This is a genomic window from Clostridium sp. DJ247 (assembly GCF_014231265.1).
Genome location: NZ_JABAIW010000016.1, coordinates 1 through 17,265, shown reverse-complemented (window position 1 = coordinate 17,265; position 17,265 = coordinate 1). Strand labels below are relative to the sequence as shown.

General features: G+C 28.4%; 18 protein-coding genes and 2 pseudogenes. 3 read left to right on the top strand and 17 right to left on the bottom strand.

Features of this window, described 5'->3' with window-relative positions:
* Nucleotides 1-67: 67 nt before the first annotated feature.
* The 10 genes from HGI79_RS08375 to HGI79_RS08330 all read right to left on the bottom strand — a co-directional run bounded on the left by HGI79_RS08375 (nucleotide 68) and on the right by HGI79_RS08330 (nucleotide 6,692).
* Entirely contained in the window at nucleotides 68-475 is a 408-nt protein-coding gene (locus HGI79_RS08375; RefSeq protein ID WP_185650265.1) for a hypothetical protein, read from the bottom strand.
* A gap of 11 nt (nucleotides 476-486) precedes the next feature.
* Nucleotides 487-948: a hypothetical protein gene (locus tag HGI79_RS08370; protein WP_185650264.1), complete on the bottom strand. Its 462-nt coding sequence runs from the start codon at nucleotides 946-948 to the stop codon at nucleotides 487-489.
* A gap of 6 nt (nucleotides 949-954) precedes the next feature.
* Nucleotides 955-1,716, bottom strand: a complete 762-nt coding sequence (locus HGI79_RS08365; protein WP_185650263.1) for a hypothetical protein — start codon at nucleotides 1,714-1,716, stop codon at nucleotides 955-957.
* Nucleotides 1,713-2,066, bottom strand: coding sequence for a hypothetical protein (locus HGI79_RS08360; RefSeq protein WP_185650262.1), 354 nt, complete (start codon nucleotides 2,064-2,066; stop codon nucleotides 1,713-1,715). Before HGI79_RS08360 ends, HGI79_RS08365 begins: the two co-directional genes overlap by 4 nt.
* 56 nt (nucleotides 2,067-2,122) lie before the next feature.
* Nucleotides 2,123-2,620 (bottom strand): prepilin-type N-terminal cleavage/methylation domain-containing protein, encoded by a 498-nt coding sequence (locus tag HGI79_RS08355; RefSeq protein WP_185650261.1) that lies wholly within the window; start codon nucleotides 2,618-2,620, stop codon nucleotides 2,123-2,125.
* Entirely contained in the window at nucleotides 2,589-3,035 is a 447-nt protein-coding gene (locus HGI79_RS08350; RefSeq protein WP_185650260.1) for a prepilin-type N-terminal cleavage/methylation domain-containing protein, read from the bottom strand. Before HGI79_RS08350 ends, HGI79_RS08355 begins: the two co-directional genes overlap by 32 nt.
* Nucleotides 3,016-3,456, bottom strand: a complete 441-nt coding sequence (locus tag HGI79_RS08345; RefSeq protein ID WP_241428169.1) for a type II secretion system protein — start codon at nucleotides 3,454-3,456, stop codon at nucleotides 3,016-3,018. Before HGI79_RS08345 ends, HGI79_RS08350 begins: the two co-directional genes overlap by 20 nt.
* Nucleotides 3,449-3,865 carry a type II secretion system protein gene (locus tag HGI79_RS08340; RefSeq protein WP_185650258.1) on the bottom strand — a complete coding sequence of 139 codons (417 nt, stop codon included), beginning with the start codon at nucleotides 3,863-3,865 and terminating at the stop codon, nucleotides 3,449-3,451. The genes HGI79_RS08345 and HGI79_RS08340 overlap by 8 nt, the downstream gene beginning before the upstream one ends.
* A 111-nt stretch (nucleotides 3,866-3,976) precedes the next feature.
* Entirely contained in the window at nucleotides 3,977-5,188 is a 1,212-nt protein-coding gene (locus HGI79_RS08335) for a type II secretion system F family protein (RefSeq protein ID WP_185650257.1), read from the bottom strand.
* The gene (locus HGI79_RS08330; protein WP_241428168.1) at nucleotides 5,172-6,692 is read right to left on the bottom strand and encodes a GspE/PulE family protein; all 1,521 of its coding nucleotides are present in this window, start codon (nucleotides 6,690-6,692) and stop codon (nucleotides 5,172-5,174) included. The genes HGI79_RS08335 and HGI79_RS08330 overlap by 17 nt, the downstream gene beginning before the upstream one ends.
* 184 nt (nucleotides 6,693-6,876) lie before the next feature.
* Here HGI79_RS08330 and HGI79_RS22755 point away from each other — a divergent pair.
* A pseudogene (locus HGI79_RS22755) lies at nucleotides 6,877-7,035 on the top strand (histidine kinase); the annotation flags it as partial.
* Between the two features lie 266 nt (nucleotides 7,036-7,301).
* On the opposite strand, the gene HGI79_RS08325 reads toward HGI79_RS22755, so the two are convergent.
* A complete protein-coding gene (locus tag HGI79_RS08325) occupies nucleotides 7,302-8,042 on the bottom strand; it encodes a YukJ family protein (protein WP_185650256.1) in 741 nt (246 codons plus the stop codon).
* A 258-nt stretch (nucleotides 8,043-8,300) separates the two neighbouring features.
* Here HGI79_RS08325 and HGI79_RS08320 point away from each other — a divergent pair.
* Nucleotides 8,301-8,429: pseudogene (locus tag HGI79_RS08320) on the top strand (recombinase family protein); the annotation flags it as partial.
* A 108-nt stretch (nucleotides 8,430-8,537) separates the two neighbouring features.
* On the opposite strand, the gene HGI79_RS08315 reads toward HGI79_RS08320, so the two are convergent.
* The gene (locus tag HGI79_RS08315; RefSeq protein ID WP_185650255.1) at nucleotides 8,538-9,626 is read right to left on the bottom strand and encodes a hypothetical protein; all 1,089 of its coding nucleotides are present in this window, start codon (nucleotides 9,624-9,626) and stop codon (nucleotides 8,538-8,540) included.
* Nucleotides 9,627-10,448, bottom strand: a complete 822-nt coding sequence (dapF, locus tag HGI79_RS08310) for a diaminopimelate epimerase (RefSeq protein WP_185650254.1) — start codon at nucleotides 10,446-10,448, stop codon at nucleotides 9,627-9,629.
* 189 nt (nucleotides 10,449-10,637) lie between these two features.
* Between dapF and HGI79_RS08305 the strand changes: the two genes are divergently transcribed.
* Nucleotides 10,638-12,371, top strand: a complete 1,734-nt coding sequence (locus tag HGI79_RS08305; RefSeq protein WP_185650253.1) for an NFACT family protein — start codon at nucleotides 10,638-10,640, stop codon at nucleotides 12,369-12,371.
* 64 nt (nucleotides 12,372-12,435) lie between these two features.
* On the opposite strand, the gene HGI79_RS08300 is transcribed toward HGI79_RS08305, so the two are convergent.
* The 4 genes from HGI79_RS08300 to pyrR form a co-directional block, all read right to left on the bottom strand.
* Complete coding sequence (locus HGI79_RS08300; protein ID WP_185650252.1) at nucleotides 12,436-13,578, bottom strand: class I SAM-dependent RNA methyltransferase; 1,143 nt, start codon at nucleotides 13,576-13,578, stop codon at nucleotides 12,436-12,438.
* 321 nt (nucleotides 13,579-13,899) lie between these two features.
* Entirely contained in the window at nucleotides 13,900-14,652 is a 753-nt protein-coding gene (locus HGI79_RS08295) for an exodeoxyribonuclease III (RefSeq protein ID WP_185650251.1), read from the bottom strand.
* A 543-nt stretch (nucleotides 14,653-15,195) separates the two neighbouring features.
* Entirely contained in the window at nucleotides 15,196-16,512 is a 1,317-nt protein-coding gene (uraA, locus tag HGI79_RS08290) for a uracil permease (protein ID WP_185650250.1), read from the bottom strand.
* Between the two features lie 42 nt (nucleotides 16,513-16,554).
* Nucleotides 16,555-17,088, bottom strand: coding sequence for a bifunctional pyr operon transcriptional regulator/uracil phosphoribosyltransferase PyrR (pyrR, locus tag HGI79_RS08285; RefSeq protein ID WP_185650249.1), 534 nt, complete (start codon nucleotides 17,086-17,088; stop codon nucleotides 16,555-16,557).
* Between the last annotated feature and the right edge of the window lie 177 nt (nucleotides 17,089-17,265).

Genomic DNA, 17,265 nt, shown 5'->3' with positions numbered 1-17,265 from the left:
AAACTTGTGATTATTTGCAAATATTATTAATTCATCGCCATAACTTTTTTAAGGCACCAAAATCCTGTTATTTGTTTTTTATAAAATTTACATCTGCTTTTACACTTACCGTGTTATTATTATCTTTTTTTATTTCAATTTTATTTAAACTATCAAAATTCTCTTTTTGCTGAATATTCTGCAATAATTCTCTAATTTTAAGTATATCCTCAGAAATTTCAACATTAGCAGTAACTATATCAGTATCTTTTTGCTGACTTATTTGTTTAATTTTTATGTTGTTATCAATATCAAGTGCTTTAATTATATCTTCATATCCAAAAACCTTTGAACTATTTTTTTTATTCTTTTCTGCTATTAACTTATCTTCATTATTGTTGATTTTTTTTATAACACTTAAATTCTGAAGGATTAATGTTATAAAAATAATCAACAGTAATATTATAAAAGAAATATATTTTTTTCTAATAAACATAAATACTCCCACTATTTTAATTTTAATAAAATTTTCACCATTTTCTTCCCATGATTTTCATCAGTATACAATAAATTCTTTATAGAGAATTTATCCTCTTTCTCCATACTTATAATCATATGCATAAAATTTTCAATTCCATCATAGTACATGGTTACGTCACTATTTTCTATGTTGATCTGCTGAAAATCTTTATCTAGCAAAATATAATTTAATAAAAACATAAGATTTTCTAAAGTTTTATTTTTATTATCCATTTTTTTAAAATTTAATCTAGAATTATTTTTTATTGAAGCAGCATTTTGCTTAACTTGGTTATCTAATTTCTTATTTTTATCAATATTAAATATAAGAGATTCTATAAGAGCCATGTTTATAATAAAAAGTGTAATAATTATCACATTTATAATCTTTTTATTCTTATTATTCTGTTTTTCTAAATACCATTGTGGTAAAAAGTTTAATCTATTCATCTATTTTTACCTTAATACATCCATTTCGTTATATTCTAAATAGTTACAATTATAAGACTCAGATAAACTATTAACCAACTCTTTATACGGAAAATTTAAGAAGAATAAATTTGTCAATTCATTTTCAAAACCAAAAACACTACATTTAATCTTAAATTTCTCTAATTCATCTATAAATATATTGTCTTGTAAATTGTCGTAAATACTGATCACTTTGTTAGTAATCATCTTATTTTCAACACATCCTACAAAATACAAACTTTTTTCTCGTAAAAAAATAATACCGTACTCTTTTTCCTTAATTCTTTTACTGTAGTTATCTATTATGTGAAATTGCACAGGAACCAGTTTTTCTATTCTTATGCCTTCTTCAGCAAATCTATTGATTAAATTTGATTTATTCCAATTTAGGCAAAATACCATAACTTCCAATTTATCTTTTTTATGATGCACAATCTGGTATGAAAATATTATGTTACTAACATTTTTAAATCTATATGCAAGCTCATTTTTTATAATAAAATAAATCCTTTCTTTAGGTACTCTTGGTATAGTAATTAACTTTATATATACTTCTTCGTCATTAACGACTATAGATAAGTTTTTATCTTTCAAGTTAACTATAAGCTTACCAAAGTTATTTTTAGCAATTTCAGTTTCACCATGGAAACTGATAACTTTTCCCTTGGATAAAATATTTTTTTTAGATATTTCTCTGTAAGTTAACTTTTCCTCACTAATTTCTAACACAGCCCTTCTTCTAATCACTTTATTTCTCCTTCTTTAAATGAATAATCTATACATCCATATACTAAACCTTTATTAGTAATCTTATATTCATATAATTCTTCCTTACAAAATTTATTGTTTAGATAATGTTTTAATAAAAAACAATTTTTATCTTTAATGTAGATAATGTATGAGCCTTCATAAATCACTTTAAAATCATTTGATGCATTAAAGTAATTTTGTATTTCTTCACTGCTTAAATTATTTATATTGTTATGTATATATTTATCTAATTCATTCAATAGATATTCTCTACTTTTCTGAAGTTTATCAACTTTGGTAGCATTATTTCGCAGTTTTATAGTGTTATCTCGTTTTGCAAACTCCATCTTATAACCCACTGAAACTATAGAAATGCAAATACATCCAATAAATAAAACGTATATTAATATAAATCCTCTTCTACTTTTTTTCTTTCTAATGGTAAGCATCTTTTATAAATATCTCCTCCTCTTGTCTCAATAGTGATATATACTACTTGACCAACACCTTCAGCTTTAAAATTTTTAGCATTTTTTAATATGTTATTTGTTGTAGAAGAGTATAATGAACCATAAGAAATTATAACATCGGAATCTTTGTCAACTCTTATATAGTCAAAATTACTATTATCGTATCTTCTTAAAATAATTATGTTATCTTTTATTTTTACATATTTGGCACTGCTAATTTCATGCTCAATTATCATAAACCCTTCATTTATATAAAAAGATTCTCTACTATTATTTATTTGTGTTCTATGAATTTTTGTATATTTATAAACTATGCTTATGGGAGTAACAGTTACAATTCCTATTAAACTTGATGCCAATAAAATTTCTATCAATGTAAAACCTTTTTTTACATTGCACTTATCTCTTATATGTACCTTTATAGAACTCACACTCCATGACTTTTTCTTTTTTTAAAGGTTTCGTATGTAATTCTAACTTTACTTTCAATACTTCATCTCCTTCTATATTTATTACTAAATATGGTTCCTGTTTTTCAATATTACTTACAAATATATTAGTAATTCCTATTTCTTTAATTTTTTCTATTCTAATATTTTCTTTTGAAATAAAATACTTATTTTCTAAACTGATATTCTTTAACTCTTCATAAGAGGTATTATTTATAATTACATTTTTAAGTTCTTCCATAAATATAGAATAATTGTAAATATCGTTGCTGTATTTTTTTATTTTTATACTACTTAATTGTATGGATATTATTAATAGAATTATTATTGAAAAGATTGTAATACTACACAGCACTTCTATAAGGGTAAGCCCCTTTTTAATTTTTAATTTCAACATATGCAGTTCCTACACTCATTGTAATATAATGGGGTTTTCCTTTTCTATCTTTATATCTAATTGTGCATGCATCTGAGGTTATGCCTCTGTTATCAATTTTTATTTTGTTTCCAGGGCGTACTATATTCAAAGTAAATTTATCTGGTAAATTTAAAGTATATATTTTTTTTAATCCACAAATAAAACTTACGGAATTTTTATTAGTATCGAAATATATATACCCACCAATATTATTGTCTCTACAATATGACTTTGAATTATTTATAAAGTTAACTACATCATTACTAAACACATCAACATCAATACTGTTTTGCAGCTTACTATACCCACCTATGTTTACTAAACTCATACTAAATATAGTACAAAGTATGCTTAGCACTATTATAAGTTCTATAAAAGTGAATCCTTTATGTTTATTCATCACTAGATAACTTAGGATATATCTGCACATCTCCTAATAACACTATATATGTATTTTCATCTGCATCTACTTGTACAGTGTAAGTTTTCTTATCACTTTCATAGTTAACAGATATGTTTTGATCCTCACTTGAAGATTCAATGTCTATACTTTCTGCAGAAGTGAGAGCATTAATATTCTCCACTACATCATCTGAAACAAATTTACCCTGGTTATCACCATAACTAGCCATAGCAGCTGTTTGTATTTGCTTTGCTGTATTAATAGCCTTTATATTCTTAACTTTTTCCTGATAAGAAGAAACCTTCGGGACTAAAAATCCCATTAGAACAAAAATGATTGTGACTACTAACATAAGTTCAATTAAAGTAAAACCTGATTTTTTATAAATTCTTTTCGACTTTAACATATTATCCTCCGTATTAATAACGTATTAATACTAATTTTATTCATTTGACTACCACCCCTAAAACTTTCTCCACTACAAGCAGTGATTGAAATCTGCTCACCTTTGATTGGCTCAATTTATAGAATCCATTATGTTAACTATTGGTAAAAATCCTGCTATAACAAATATACCTACAAATGCTGCTAATAAAACAATAGTTATAGGCTCTACTAAAGTTACAAGTTTTTTTAAATTTTCCTCTAGTTCATCTTCTAATATTTCCTGTACTTTTGATAACATATAATCCAAATTTCCCGCTTCTTCCCCAATTTTAACCATTGATAGAAACAAATTATTTCCCAAGCAATACTTATGGAAGGATGAATATATGGACTCTCCATTCTTTATATTTTCAGTACATTCATAAAGCTTTTTTTTCACAATACTGTTGTCCAAAACACTATTAGTTACTTCTAAAGTTTTTATGATTGTAAAGCCAGAATATAATAGTATAGACATAATATTAGAAATCCTTATTAGTAATAACCTATTATAAAAAGTTCGAATAATGGGTATTTTAATTTTAAATTTATCTAAATAAGTCTTAAACTTGTTCTTCTTGTACATGAAATATACTAAGGTTAAAAATATGAATAAAGATATAGCCATAGAAAAGAAATTTGTTTTGATTAAAATGCATAACTGCAGCATCATTTCAGTAATAATTGGAACCTCTCCACCAGAAGATTCTAAAACCTTCATAAATTCAGGTACAATTTCTATCATAAGAAAAAAAGTTATATTTATAGAAAGGAAAAGTATTATAGTTGGATAACATAAAGCTGATCTTATCTTCATACGTGTTCTGTATTCTTTTTCATAATATTGCGATAACTTTTCCAATACCTGATCTAATCTTCCACTAATTTCTCCTATATTTATCATTTCTACCATAAATAGCGGATATATATCTTCCTTCCTCTTAAAACTATTGTATAAGCTTTCTCCTTTTGATAGATTTCTTTCAATATTATTAAGGCTTTCTCTTAAACTTTTTTTATTACATTGAAAAGCTACTATATTTATAGCTTTTGTTATAGTAATTCCAGCACTTAACATTGAACTTAATCCCCTACAAATTATGCTAATTTCTTTATATCCAGCTTTACCATTGTGTATGTTTTCTAAAATATTTTTTTCTTTGTTAATTTTTAGTAAAAAATATCCGCTTTTTCTCAATATGTTATTAAGTTCTTCTATGTTATTTGATTCATACTTGCCTTTTATCTTATTACCATTAAGATCTATTGCTCTATATTTAATAATGTTAACTGCTCCTTTCAATGCTATCTATATGTATTCTCATAAATTCTTCATATGATGTTATGCCATTTTTCACAAGGTTTATACAATTATTTTTCATAGAACTGGTTTCATCCTCTACATCACGTCTTCTTAACGCTTCAATTCTTTCATAATTTTCAGTTTTATTTCTAAATTTTTTCATATCTACTATTTCATATATTGCAGTTCTACCGTTATAGCCAGTATCACTGCATCTCCAACATCCATTTCCTTTATAAAGCTTATTCCCTAAAGTTAAGTTAAGCTGTTGTCTTTCATGTTCTGATGGCTCGTAAGCATTTTTACAATATGGACAAATTTTTCTAACTAATCTTTGAGCTACAATTCCAACTAATGCATCTTTAAGAAAATAAGATGGTATCCCCATGTCTTCTAGTCTTAATATAGATTCAGCAGCATCACTGGTATGAAGAGTAGTAATAACTAGATGACCAGTAATAGCAGCTCTTACAGCAATCTGTGCGGTTTCTTCATCTCTTATTTCTCCAACCATTATTACATCTGGATCTTGTCTTAATATACTTCTTAAACCTTCCGCAAAAGTAAAACCAATCTTAGTATTTACGTTAACTTGGTTTATATTTGATAAAGTATATTCTACTGGATCTTCTATGCTAACAATGTTTTTCTTTTTCTTGTCTAAAGAATTTAACATGGAATATAGAGTTGTAGTTTTTCCGCTTCCAGTGGGACCTGTTACAAGAATTAATCCATTGGGTTTGTATATCATCGATCTAACCATTTTTACATCTTTTTCACTAAACCCCAAAGAATCTAGATGTTGCATTTTTTTAGACTTATATAAGATCCTTATGACTATTTTTTCACCATAAATTGTTGGTAGGGTTGATACTCTTAAGTCATAATTTTTATCATCCAGCATATACTTTATTTTGCCATCTTGGGGCATTCTCCTCTCTGCAATATCCATGGAAGCCATTACTTTGATTCTAGTACAAACAGTAATATATATTTTCATAGGTAGTGGCATGTATTTCGTTATAATACCGTCTATTCTAAATCTTATTAAAGAACTATCTTGACCTGGTTCTATATGAATATCACTGGCATTTTTGTATATAGCTGCACTTATTAGTGAATTTGTAATTTTAATAGTAGGTGCTTCTTCATAGTCTTCTTTCACATTTACCAAGTTTTCCTCATAATTTTCAGTGGGATAATTTTTGTGGTTTGTTGTAATAATTTCCACATCATCTTGCAGGCTATATTTACGATAGTAGTTATTTATTACTTTAACAATTTGACTTTGCTCTACAAAGAATAACTTAATATTTTTCCCCGAAATAAATCTTAATTCTTCAATTAATGAGATACTGGGTTCTTCACTAATTGCAACATATAAATTGTTATCTACTTCATTAAAGGCTATAAGTTTGTTTTCAATAACAATCTTTTCTGGCAACAGCATTAAGCTTTTATTATTAATTATTGTATTTTCTAAATCTACTCTATCTATTTTCATACTCTCAATCATATAAAGTCTATTTCCCTCATTTCGCTACGATTATCATATTTTGATTTTGTCCACTCTTGATATTTTTAAACAATTTTATTTAAGTTTTCAAAAAAAACAGGAGAACTATTATGATTCATCGATAATGCAATATATATTTCTTATTGAACTTAGAGATCTAAGGGAGAAAGAAAAAATTTCAGATACATTGCATTCATCATTTCGATATTTAAATACAGGAAATGATTACTTAGATGGATTGTTATCTATAAAAAACAACTATGCAATAAAAAATATGATAGATTTCAAGGTGATAATTAATGAATCCTTTAGTTCAATAAAAATTAGAGAATTAAAAAGGCTTTTTCTATTTTGGCGGATTACAAACACTAAAAAAATCATATCCTTCTGCCTTAGCATCATCCAGACTTATTGTGATCCTGACGTATGGACACTTAATATATAGATATTAACACAAAACAAAAAAAGATCAAAAATCATAGAAAAATCCTTAAAATCGGGGTATAATTAGTTCGCTAAAACAAATCTAGGTAGAGAAAGGGTTTAAACAATGATTAATGATCAATTTTATATTACTTTTTTATTTTAGAAATAATTTCACCTATCTATATCACATATCTTTTTATTTGTCTTATGGTCATATATAAAACAATTTTTTGTTGAATTACCGGTTTTGTTGTCAGTACACCATGATTGAGATTGGAATGCTAAGAAAATTGCCTCCCAATGATCACCAGGATATTCTAATAAAATGCAACCATCTTGGTACACTCCATTTGAATCTTCAAATTTACCAATACTGCCTTGATTCATATGAACTTCATGCAGACCTAATCCATTATCAAAATGACCTCCATATACATATATATTTGCATATTTTTTACACTCCTCAGTATCTAAATGTTTTTTAAAGAAATCAGCTAAATCATTGTCAGGTCCTGATTTATCTGAAGGTACTATAATCATATCACAGGGATTAAATAGGTTACTACGTATAAAATCTATGGCTATTTCCTGAGGTTTATAATCAGAGTCAGTGGTAACAAATTTATTATGATGTTTTATAGGGAAAAACCCTTGTTCCAACTTTTGCAAGTTAGTGATTTGTTCAGCATTAAAATTAGAATCAGCAATATATAAAAGGTCATTTGGAACTTTATTATTATTGATTGTAATTTTGGCTGAAGATTTTGTATTAACTGCAATTTTATACTTTTTATTCTTGCATTCTACATACAAATATACATGTGGGCTATAAAAATCAGTTCTAGAATCACCTTCATCATATTCACAAACCTTTCCTTTTAAAACGCCGTATAAATCTTTTATACCACTCATTTAACCACACTCCTATTAAAATTTTTTTTACTAGTATGTCCTTGGTCAATATATTTTATTAGGTAACTAACTTATACATATGCATTTGTAAATCTCCCTTCTTTAATCAAATATACTTTCTTAGTAAATAATTCTATAAACTAACATAAATTCCTTTAAATATAAACTAAATTTTACTTTTTAACCTAATAATATTTACTTTTATGGCTATAAATAATACTTTATAATATCATATATAGTAGAAAGGACGTGATACCAATAAAAGCAGCTATATATTCCAGGAAGTCTAAATTTACTAGTAAAGGTGAAAGTATTGAAAATCAAGTACAGATGTGTAAAGATTACGCTAATACTATAGGAATAAATGAATTTATAATATATGAGGATTAAGGCTTCAGTGGCGGTAATATAGCCAGGCCTCAATTTCAAAAAAATAAGAATAGGCTTTATAATAACTAAAGCCTATCCTTATTTTACAAATTAGTATCGCATAATTTACATATTATTTAGTTTCACATCATTATAAAGATTGTATTTCCCTTCATGTGTTGAAATCAAGTTTATTGATCTTTCATTTATATCATATAGGAATACATCTTTTTTATCATTTCCATCTAAGTTGTCAGTACCGCAAAAATATATGTTTCCCTTAGTATCCATAGCTATTCCTGAATTTTCATCTATTATATTAGGAAAATCATAAGTAAGTCTTTCTATTTGAAACTTATTATGGGAAAATCTATATAGAGATACTTTTCCTTCATCCCCACTGCCTAATAAGTAAACATCTCCATTACTTTTATTAACTACAGAGCTGTATATATCCTCAATGTTACTATCTATATATTGAATACTATTTTTTGCACTATCATAGTAACTTAAAGCTGTATTTTCACCTTGTTTTGTTAATATTAAAACATTATTATCAATTAGGGCAAAATACATGCAGTATCCTTTTATATTTTCAATATATATATCTTCCTTATCCCGTGTAAAATCATATACATATATTTTACTAGAGCTTTTTTCTCCCTCAATATTTCCATAGTATATTATTTTATTTTCATCAATCCACTGGTATAAGTCTCCAGAAACTAAAACTTTAGATTTCAGCTGTAAATACCTTCTATCATTTATATCATAAATTTTCATGCCTTCAGCACTTGTTATTGATTGACTTTTAAAAGTTCTGAATGCCAACTTGTCACCATATATGTTTAACCTTAAATCTTTAGCACTGTAAAAGTCCTCTAGTTCCACTTTTTGTTTATTTTTGATTATTTCGATCTTATTCTCATTAAAGGTTTCTTTATTTTGTGTACTAACAGAATATACAAAGGTAGAGTTGTTAACATTATAAACCATATCCAAGATATTTTCCACATTACCTATTTTGTATAAACTCTTATTTTCTACTCTAAAAGCATCATCTTCCTGGTTTTTATTTTCTATAGCAGTAACATAAGAGTATTGAGGTAAATCCTTTACTTCTTCAACTTTTTGCTTCTTATTGTTACAAGAAGTAGAGCTTAAAGTCATGATAACAACAACTATTAATAATGCAGTTTTTATTGGCATTTTCATTTAAACTTCTAATTCCCCTTTAAAAGAAACTACTGCTGGACCAGTCATAAATACACCACTGTCTTTTATTTCTATAAAAAGTTTTCCACCTGGTACTTGAACTTCCACTTCTCTTCCAGTTAAACCCAACTTATTGGCCGCTATAACACAGGCGCAACTTCCAGTTCCACAAGCTAAAGTAGGACCGGCCCCCCTCTCCCAAGTCTTTACATCAACTTTTTTATGATCTATAACCTCACAAAAGTTAACATTAGTTCCTATAGGAAACTTTTCATACTTTTCTATAGCTTTACCTTCTTCTACATCATAATCGTCAAGCTTCCCGAATATAACAGTATGTGGCACCCCCATAAGCATTGATGTTATATTATATTCTTTTGAATTTATTTTTATTTGCGTATTTATAATTTCCTCAGAAAATTCTGCAGGTACGAGCTTTGGCTCAAAGGAAGGTAATCCCATATCTATCTTTACTTCTTGTACAACGTTATTTTCCATAATTAGAAAGGCTTCTTTTATGCCATCTCCAGTTTCTATCTTTATAGGATTTTTCTTCACTATACCTTCATCCCACACATATTTTGCAAAACATCTTATACCATTACCACACATGGTGGCGTAAGACCCATCCACGTTCATTATTATCATTTGTGTTTCAGCAATTTCGCTGTTTCTTACAATTAATATTCCGTCACCACCAATACTAAAATGCCTATCACAAAGCTTTCTTGCAAGATCTTTTTCTTTATGTAAAAAGATGTTTTCTCTATCATCTATAACTATAAAATCATTTCCAGTACCATTCATTTTTGTAAATTTCATAACAGCAATCCACCTTTTCTTAAAGTAATATGATAAAACTAATAATAAGTTTACTACTACATAAAGTTTTTATCAATAAAATTATTAACTTTATTTTAAAAATTTTAAATGATATAATTTAAAATTGAACTGTTCATTCAAAACCAATTTTACATACCTCTTTAATTCATTGATGAAAGGATGATATCCATGGCTTTAGATGGTATTTTTATACACAGCATAATACAAGAATTTAAAGATTCTATATTAGATGGAAGAGTAGAAAAAATAAATCAACCTGAAAAGGATGAAATAGTAATATCAATAAAAAATCAAAGAAAAACTTATAAATTACTAATTAGTTCCAGTTCAGTTTATCCAAAAATTCACCTTACAAAAATTAGTAAGGTGAATCCATTACAACCACCTATGTTTTGTATGGTATTAAGAAAATATCTTAATACAGGTAAATTAGTAGATATACGACAGCTAGATACTGATAGAGTAGTGTTCTTAGATTTTGAAAGTACTGATGAGTTAGGTTTTAACAGTATTTATACTCTAGTAGTGGAAATTATGGGACGTCACAGTAATATCACTTTAGTTCGCCAGAGAGATAACATTATTATGGATAGCATAAAACATATAACACCAGAAATAAATACTGTAAGATGTATTTACCCTGGTATAAATTATGTTTTTCCTCCAGTTTCAAATAAATTATCACCTTTTAATTTTAATTTGGAAAGTTTTAAAAATTACATTATTGATGACAATATAAAACTGGATAAAAACTTATTTTCGAAAATTTTTACTGGTGTAAGCTCTCAGTTTTCTAAAGAATTATATTATAGATTTAATAATTGTAATACAGCTTTATCTGTTGATAACTTAAATAGCTTATATAGCTTCTCAACAGAAATTTTCAATACAATACTTCATAAGGATTTTAATTTTGTATCATATATAGAAGATGGAATGCCAAAAGATTTTTATTGTATACGCCTTACAAGTTTAAATCACTGTGATGAAAAAATATTTAACTCTCCATCTGAACAACTTGAAGAATTTTACCACGAAAAAGATAAGTCTGATAGACTTAGTAATAAGAGTTCCGACTTACAAAAACTAATAAATTCAAATATTGAAAGATGCTATAAAAAGATTGAAATATTGAAGAATAGTTTAGAAGAATGTAATAGCAAGGATATATATAAAATGTATGGCGAGTTGTTAACGGCAAATATATATAGTATTAAAAAAGGTGATACTGAAGTAAGCTTACAAAATTACTATAGTGAAGATATGGAATATATAAATATAAAGCTTGATGTTAACAAAACTCCATCTGAAAATATTCAAAGCTATTTTAAAAAATATAATAAATTTAAAAAAACCGAAGAGGCATCTAAGATACAACTTAATATAGCAGAACAAGAATTAGAATATTTACTCTCAGTTTTAACTAATATAAAGAATGTTGAAGATTATGAGAGTATTGATGAAATCAAGCGTGAATTAATGGAGACAGGATATATAAAATTTAAAAAATCAAACAATAAAAAGATAAAACCAACAAAACCTATGAAATTTTTATCTAGTGATGGAATAGAAATATATGTTGGCAAAAATAACATCCAAAATGATTATTTAACTTTAAAATTTGCTGATAAAAGAGATATATGGCTACATACAAAAAATATACCCGGATCTCATGTTATAATAAAAAACTTTGGAAACCTTCCTGACCAGACTTTAGAAGAAGCAGCCATGCTAGCCGCTTTTTATAGTAAGGCCAAAGAATCCTCAAAGGTACCAGTGGACTACACCGAAATTAGGAATGTGCATAAACCTAGTGGTTCTAAACCAGGCATGGTAATATACTATACAAATAAGACTGTATATGTTGACCCTGAAAAACCTAAAATAGAGCAAATTAATTAAAAATAAAGATACATGTTTCTAGTCCTTTAGAATCATGTATCTTTAATATTTTTAGTTGTCTAATTTACTTTTCATAATATTTTTTCTCAGGTTTTGCTCCTATATATTGATAATAATAGCACTTCAATCTACCATTATATAGCTTTCTATTTTTATCAGCATTCTTTCCAAAATACTTTTGGAATTCTGGATGAGCAGTAATAACAAAATAGGACCAATCCTTAAGTTTTTCAAAAATCTCACCCATATCCTTATAAAGTTTTTCTACCTCTTTAACTTCTCCTAATCGCTCACCGTAAGGTGGATTAGTAATTATAAATCCATATCTTTTTTTGGAACTAAAATCCTGCATAGGCATTTTTTGAAATTCTATACATTCCTCTACTCCTGCTTTTTTTGCATTTTCTCTAGCTGTTTTAATTACTCTACCGTCCATATCTGAAGCCAATATTTTAACATCTTTATCATTTACAGCATTTACTGCATATTTTCTACTTTCATCCCAGATATTTTTTGATATTAGTGGCCAGTTTTCTGAAGCAAAACTTCTATTTAGACCTGGTGCTATGTTTTTACCAATAAGTGTCGCCTCAATAGCAATAGTACCAGAGCCACACATTGGATCTGCCAATACTCTTGAAGGTTCCCACTTGCTTAATAATACCAATGCTGCAGCAAGGGTTTCCTTAATAGGTGCTCCTCCAGCATTCTCTCTATATCCTCTTTTATGTAATCCTGTCCCTGACGTATCCAACGTTAAAGTAACTATGTCTTTTAAAATCCCGACCTCTACTCTGTATCTTGGCCCATCCTCACTAAACCAATCCTTTTTATATTTCCTCTTCATAGCCTCAATGATAGCTTTTTTTACTATAGATTGGCAATCAGGTACGCTAAACAAAGTTGATTTTACAGACTTACCTTCCACATGCATAAAAGCATCCTCAGTCATTATGCTTCCCCAGTCTACAGCTAAAGTACCTTGAAATAAATCCTCAAAAGTTTTGGCCTCAAATTCCGCCATTTTTATCAAAACTCTATCTGCAGTTCTAAGCCACATATTACATGTTACAATATCTCTCTCATCACCTTCAAAGGTTACTCTACCATTCTCTACTTTTAAATCCTCATATCCTAATTCCTTCAATTCATTTGCCACAACAGATTCCAACCCAAAAGTTGCCGTTGCAATTAGTGTATAATACATACTTTATCTCCTTCTACATAAAATACTTACTTTTCAATAATAATTATTCATATAGGGTTATAAACTGGAAACTTAAATTATACGTAGGAATATGTTGACAAAACTGAAGGCACATTTAAAAACTTTTTTATCAGTCTTAGCGAAGTGCTTTAGAAAATCTTAGAACCTTATATATGTTTGAGCATAGCGAGTTTATATAAGGTTCTTAGTTTTTCTTAAACACGAGCTTTAGACTGATTAAAAGTTTTTAACGTGCTGAAGTTTGTCAACATATTCCGGAGTATAATTTAAGTTTCCACTGCGTACCCATATATGTAATTTTTACTCTATAACCAATTCAATAGGACAATGATCTGATCCAAATACTTCTGTATGAATATCTGCACTAACAAGTCTTTCCTTTAGCTTTTCTGATACACAAAAATAATCTATACGCCATCCTGCATTATTAGCTCTTGCATTAAATCTATAAGACCACCAAGAATACATACCTTCTTTATCTGGATAAAAATAACGATATGTATCTATAAATCCTGCAGTCAAAAATTCTGTAAATTTATTTCTTTCTTCATCAGAAAACCCTGCATTTTTTCTATTATTCTTAGGATTTTTAAGGTCTATTTCCTTATGAGCTACGTTTAAGTCTCCACATAAGACTACAGGTTTAGTTTCATCTAATCTTTTTATATAAGCCCTAAAATCATCCTCCCACTGCATTCTATAATCAAGTCTTGCTAGTTTTTCCTGTGAATTAGGAGTATATACTGTTACAAGATAAAAATCACTAAACTCTAGAGTAATAACTCGTCCTTCTTTATCGTGTTCATCTTTATCTATACCATAGCTGCAATTAATAGGCTTTATTTTACTAAATACAGCAGTACCTGAATATCCTTTTTTCTCTGCATAGTTCCAGTACTGATAATATCCTTCTAATTCTAAATTTATTTGATTTTCTTGCAATTTACTTTCCTGAATACAAAAAATATCTGCATTTACTTCTTTAAAATACTCTAAAAACCCTTTCTGAACACAAGCCCTAATCCCATTAACATTCCACGATACTAACTTCATATATTTTTTCCTCTCCTTTTTATTCTTTAGGAATACCTATAATGAGATTCTAAGTTAAACTATAATACCATTCCTTATTATTATTCCTAAAACCTCATAAAAATATCATTGCTTCATAATATTTAAAATTTATAGATAAGCACAGTTTAAATTTAACTTATACGTAGGAATATGATGCCAAAACTGAAGGCACTTTTAAAAACTTTTTTATCAGTCTTAGTGAAGTGTTTTTAGAAAATCTTAGAAGGTTTGATATGTTTGAGGTACGAGTTTATCAAAGCTTCTTAGATTTATTATGAAACTACTCTTCCTTTCGTCAGAGTAGTAAGCGATTCGCACAAAATCACAGATTTTGGCTCTCTGCTTAAAACACGAACTTTAGACTGATTAAAAGCTTTTAACGTGCCGAAGTTTGGCAGCATATTCCGGAGCATAAGTTAAATTTCGGGCATGAATATCTATCTTTTGCATAATAAATAAAAAATCCCCAAAACTATTATATCAAGTTTTGAGGATTTTTCTAATAATAAGTTTATCCCATAGCTACACTACTTTTTTAATGTTATTTTTTCCTGAATTATTTCCTTCTGAAACACTGTTGTCTGGTAATATTAAGTTTAATACTATTCCTACTACAGTAGCTAAAGCAACTCCTGCAATTTCTACATCCGCACCATTAAACTTAAATCTAACAGCTGCTCCTCCAATTCCAATAACAATTATAACTGAAGATAGTATCAAGTTTTTCTTCTTTCCAAAATCAATCTTATCTTCTACAAATATTCTAAAACCTGATGAAGCTATTATACCAAATAACAATATGCTAACTCCACCCATTACAGGTATAGGCATGTGTTCAATTACAGCTGCTACTGGACCTATAAAGGATAACAGGATTGCTATTACACCGGCTCCTCCAATAACCCAAACACTATATACTTTTGTTATAGCCATTACACCTATATTTTCACCATAAGTAGTATTCGGTGGACCACCAACTAAACTAGCAAACATAGTTGCGACACCATCGCCTAATATTGATCTATGAAGCCCAGGTTCCTTAGTAAAATCTCTACCTACTACATTATTTGTAACATATACATGACCTATATGCTCAGCCAATGTTACAAATGAAACTGGGGCCATAAGCATCATAGCATTCAAATTAAACTTAGGAGTCATAAATGGAGGCAATCTAAACAACTTTGCATTAAGTATTGCATTTATTGCTTCCTGAGGAATTACACCAAGGCATAAAGCTGTAATATAACCACAAATCATAGCTATAAGGATTGGAATTACTGCAAAAAATCCCCTAAAATACATACTACCTAATACTCCAATACCTAATGTAACTATTGAAACTGTTATCCACGCCCATCTAGGCACATTAGCCATAGATGCATCTACATAATTAGGATTTAAACCAGCCCAATTTATAGCAGTAGTAGAAAGTCCTAAACCTATAACTATAACTATAGCTCCAACAACTACCGGTGGTAATGCTTTATTTAACCAACTAATTCCACAAAATTTTATTATAACAGCTACTATTATATATACTATACCTGCTGCCATAACCCCTGATAACATAGCCTCTGGGCCATAATTTTTTGAAGCAACAAGCATTGGTCCTATAAACGCAAAAGATGAACCTATATATGCAGGTAATTTTGCTTTCGTACATATTATATACAACAGTGTTCCTATACCACTGCAGAACAAAGCAATAGAAGGACTCATACCCGTAATTATTGGTACCAATATTGTTGCACCAACCATAGCAAATAAATGCTGGAAACTTAATGGAATGGTTGCCCCAATCGATAATCTTTCTTCTACATCAACAAAATTTTTCACTCATAAATCCTCCTTTTTAGCCTCTCAGGACTTGTTAAAAGTTTACTGCTCATATATTTTTACTGAATCATTGTCATCAATTTCTTTTAATTCTACTGATACAATTTCGTTTCTAGAGGTTGGAATATTCTTGCCAACATAATCAGCTCTTATTGGAAGCTCTCTATGTCCTCGATCTACTAATACTGCTAACTGAATAATTTTAGGTCTTCCAGCATGAATGATTGCATCTATAGCAGCTCTTACTGTTCTTCCTGTATAAACTACATCATCTACTAATATAACTTTTTTATCTTCTACATCTAGCATATCCCCATCTTTCATTACAGGCTGCTCATTTAATTTACTTAAATCATCTCTATAAAGAGTTATGTCCACACTTTCTACAGGTAACTTTATTCCCTCAATTTGTTCTATAATCTTTGCAATTCTCTTTGCTAATGGATATCCTCTTCTTTTAATTCCTACTAATATTATGTCCTCAATTCCCTTATTTTTTTCAATTATTTCATGAGATACTCTCGTTAACGTTCTTTTTATTCCTTTTTCATCTAGTATTTCTGCCTTAAGACTCACAAACAACACCCCCAATTCTATATACCCGTACAGTTTACTGCTTATATCTATAGATACCCATGCCCCAAATTCAACTTATACCACCGGATATATTACCATATTTCGTCACGTTAAATATTTTTAATTAGTCTAAAGCTCAAATTTAAGCAGAGAGCCAAAATCTGTGATTTTGTGCGA

Coding starts and splice junctions, on each gene's coding strand:
- HGI79_RS08295 (WP_185650251.1), bottom strand. CDS start 14,652: ATGAAGTTAGTATCGTGGAATGTTAATGGGATTAGGGCTTGTGTTCAG.
- HGI79_RS08375 (WP_185650265.1), bottom strand. CDS start 475: ATGTTTATTAGAAAAAAATATATTTCTTTTATAATATTACTGTTGATT.
- HGI79_RS08340 (WP_185650258.1), bottom strand. CDS start 3,865: ATGTTAAAGTCGAAAAGAATTTATAAAAAATCAGGTTTTACTTTAATT.
- HGI79_RS08300 (WP_185650252.1), bottom strand. CDS start 13,578: ATGTATTATACACTAATTGCAACGGCAACTTTTGGGTTGGAATCTGTT.
- HGI79_RS08345 (WP_241428169.1), bottom strand. CDS start 3,456: ATGAATAAACATAAAGGATTCACTTTTATAGAACTTATAATAGTGCTA.
- HGI79_RS08350 (WP_185650260.1), bottom strand. CDS start 3,035: ATGTTGAAATTAAAAATTAAAAAGGGGCTTACCCTTATAGAAGTGCTG.
- HGI79_RS08330 (WP_241428168.1), bottom strand. CDS start 6,692: ATGAAAATAGATAGAGTAGATTTAGAAAATACAATAATTAATAATAAA.
- HGI79_RS08315 (WP_185650255.1), bottom strand. CDS start 9,626: ATGAAAATGCCAATAAAAACTGCATTATTAATAGTTGTTGTTATCATG.
- HGI79_RS08360 (WP_185650262.1), bottom strand. CDS start 2,066: ATGGAGTTTGCAAAACGAGATAACACTATAAAACTGCGAAATAATGCT.
- dapF (WP_185650254.1), bottom strand. CDS start 10,448: ATGAAATTTACAAAAATGAATGGTACTGGAAATGATTTTATAGTTATA.
- HGI79_RS08370 (WP_185650264.1), bottom strand. CDS start 948: ATGAATAGATTAAACTTTTTACCACAATGGTATTTAGAAAAACAGAAT.
- HGI79_RS08325 (WP_185650256.1), bottom strand. CDS start 8,042: ATGAGTGGTATAAAAGATTTATACGGCGTTTTAAAAGGAAAGGTTTGT.
- HGI79_RS08305 (WP_185650253.1), top strand. CDS start 10,638: ATGGCTTTAGATGGTATTTTTATACACAGCATAATACAAGAATTTAAA.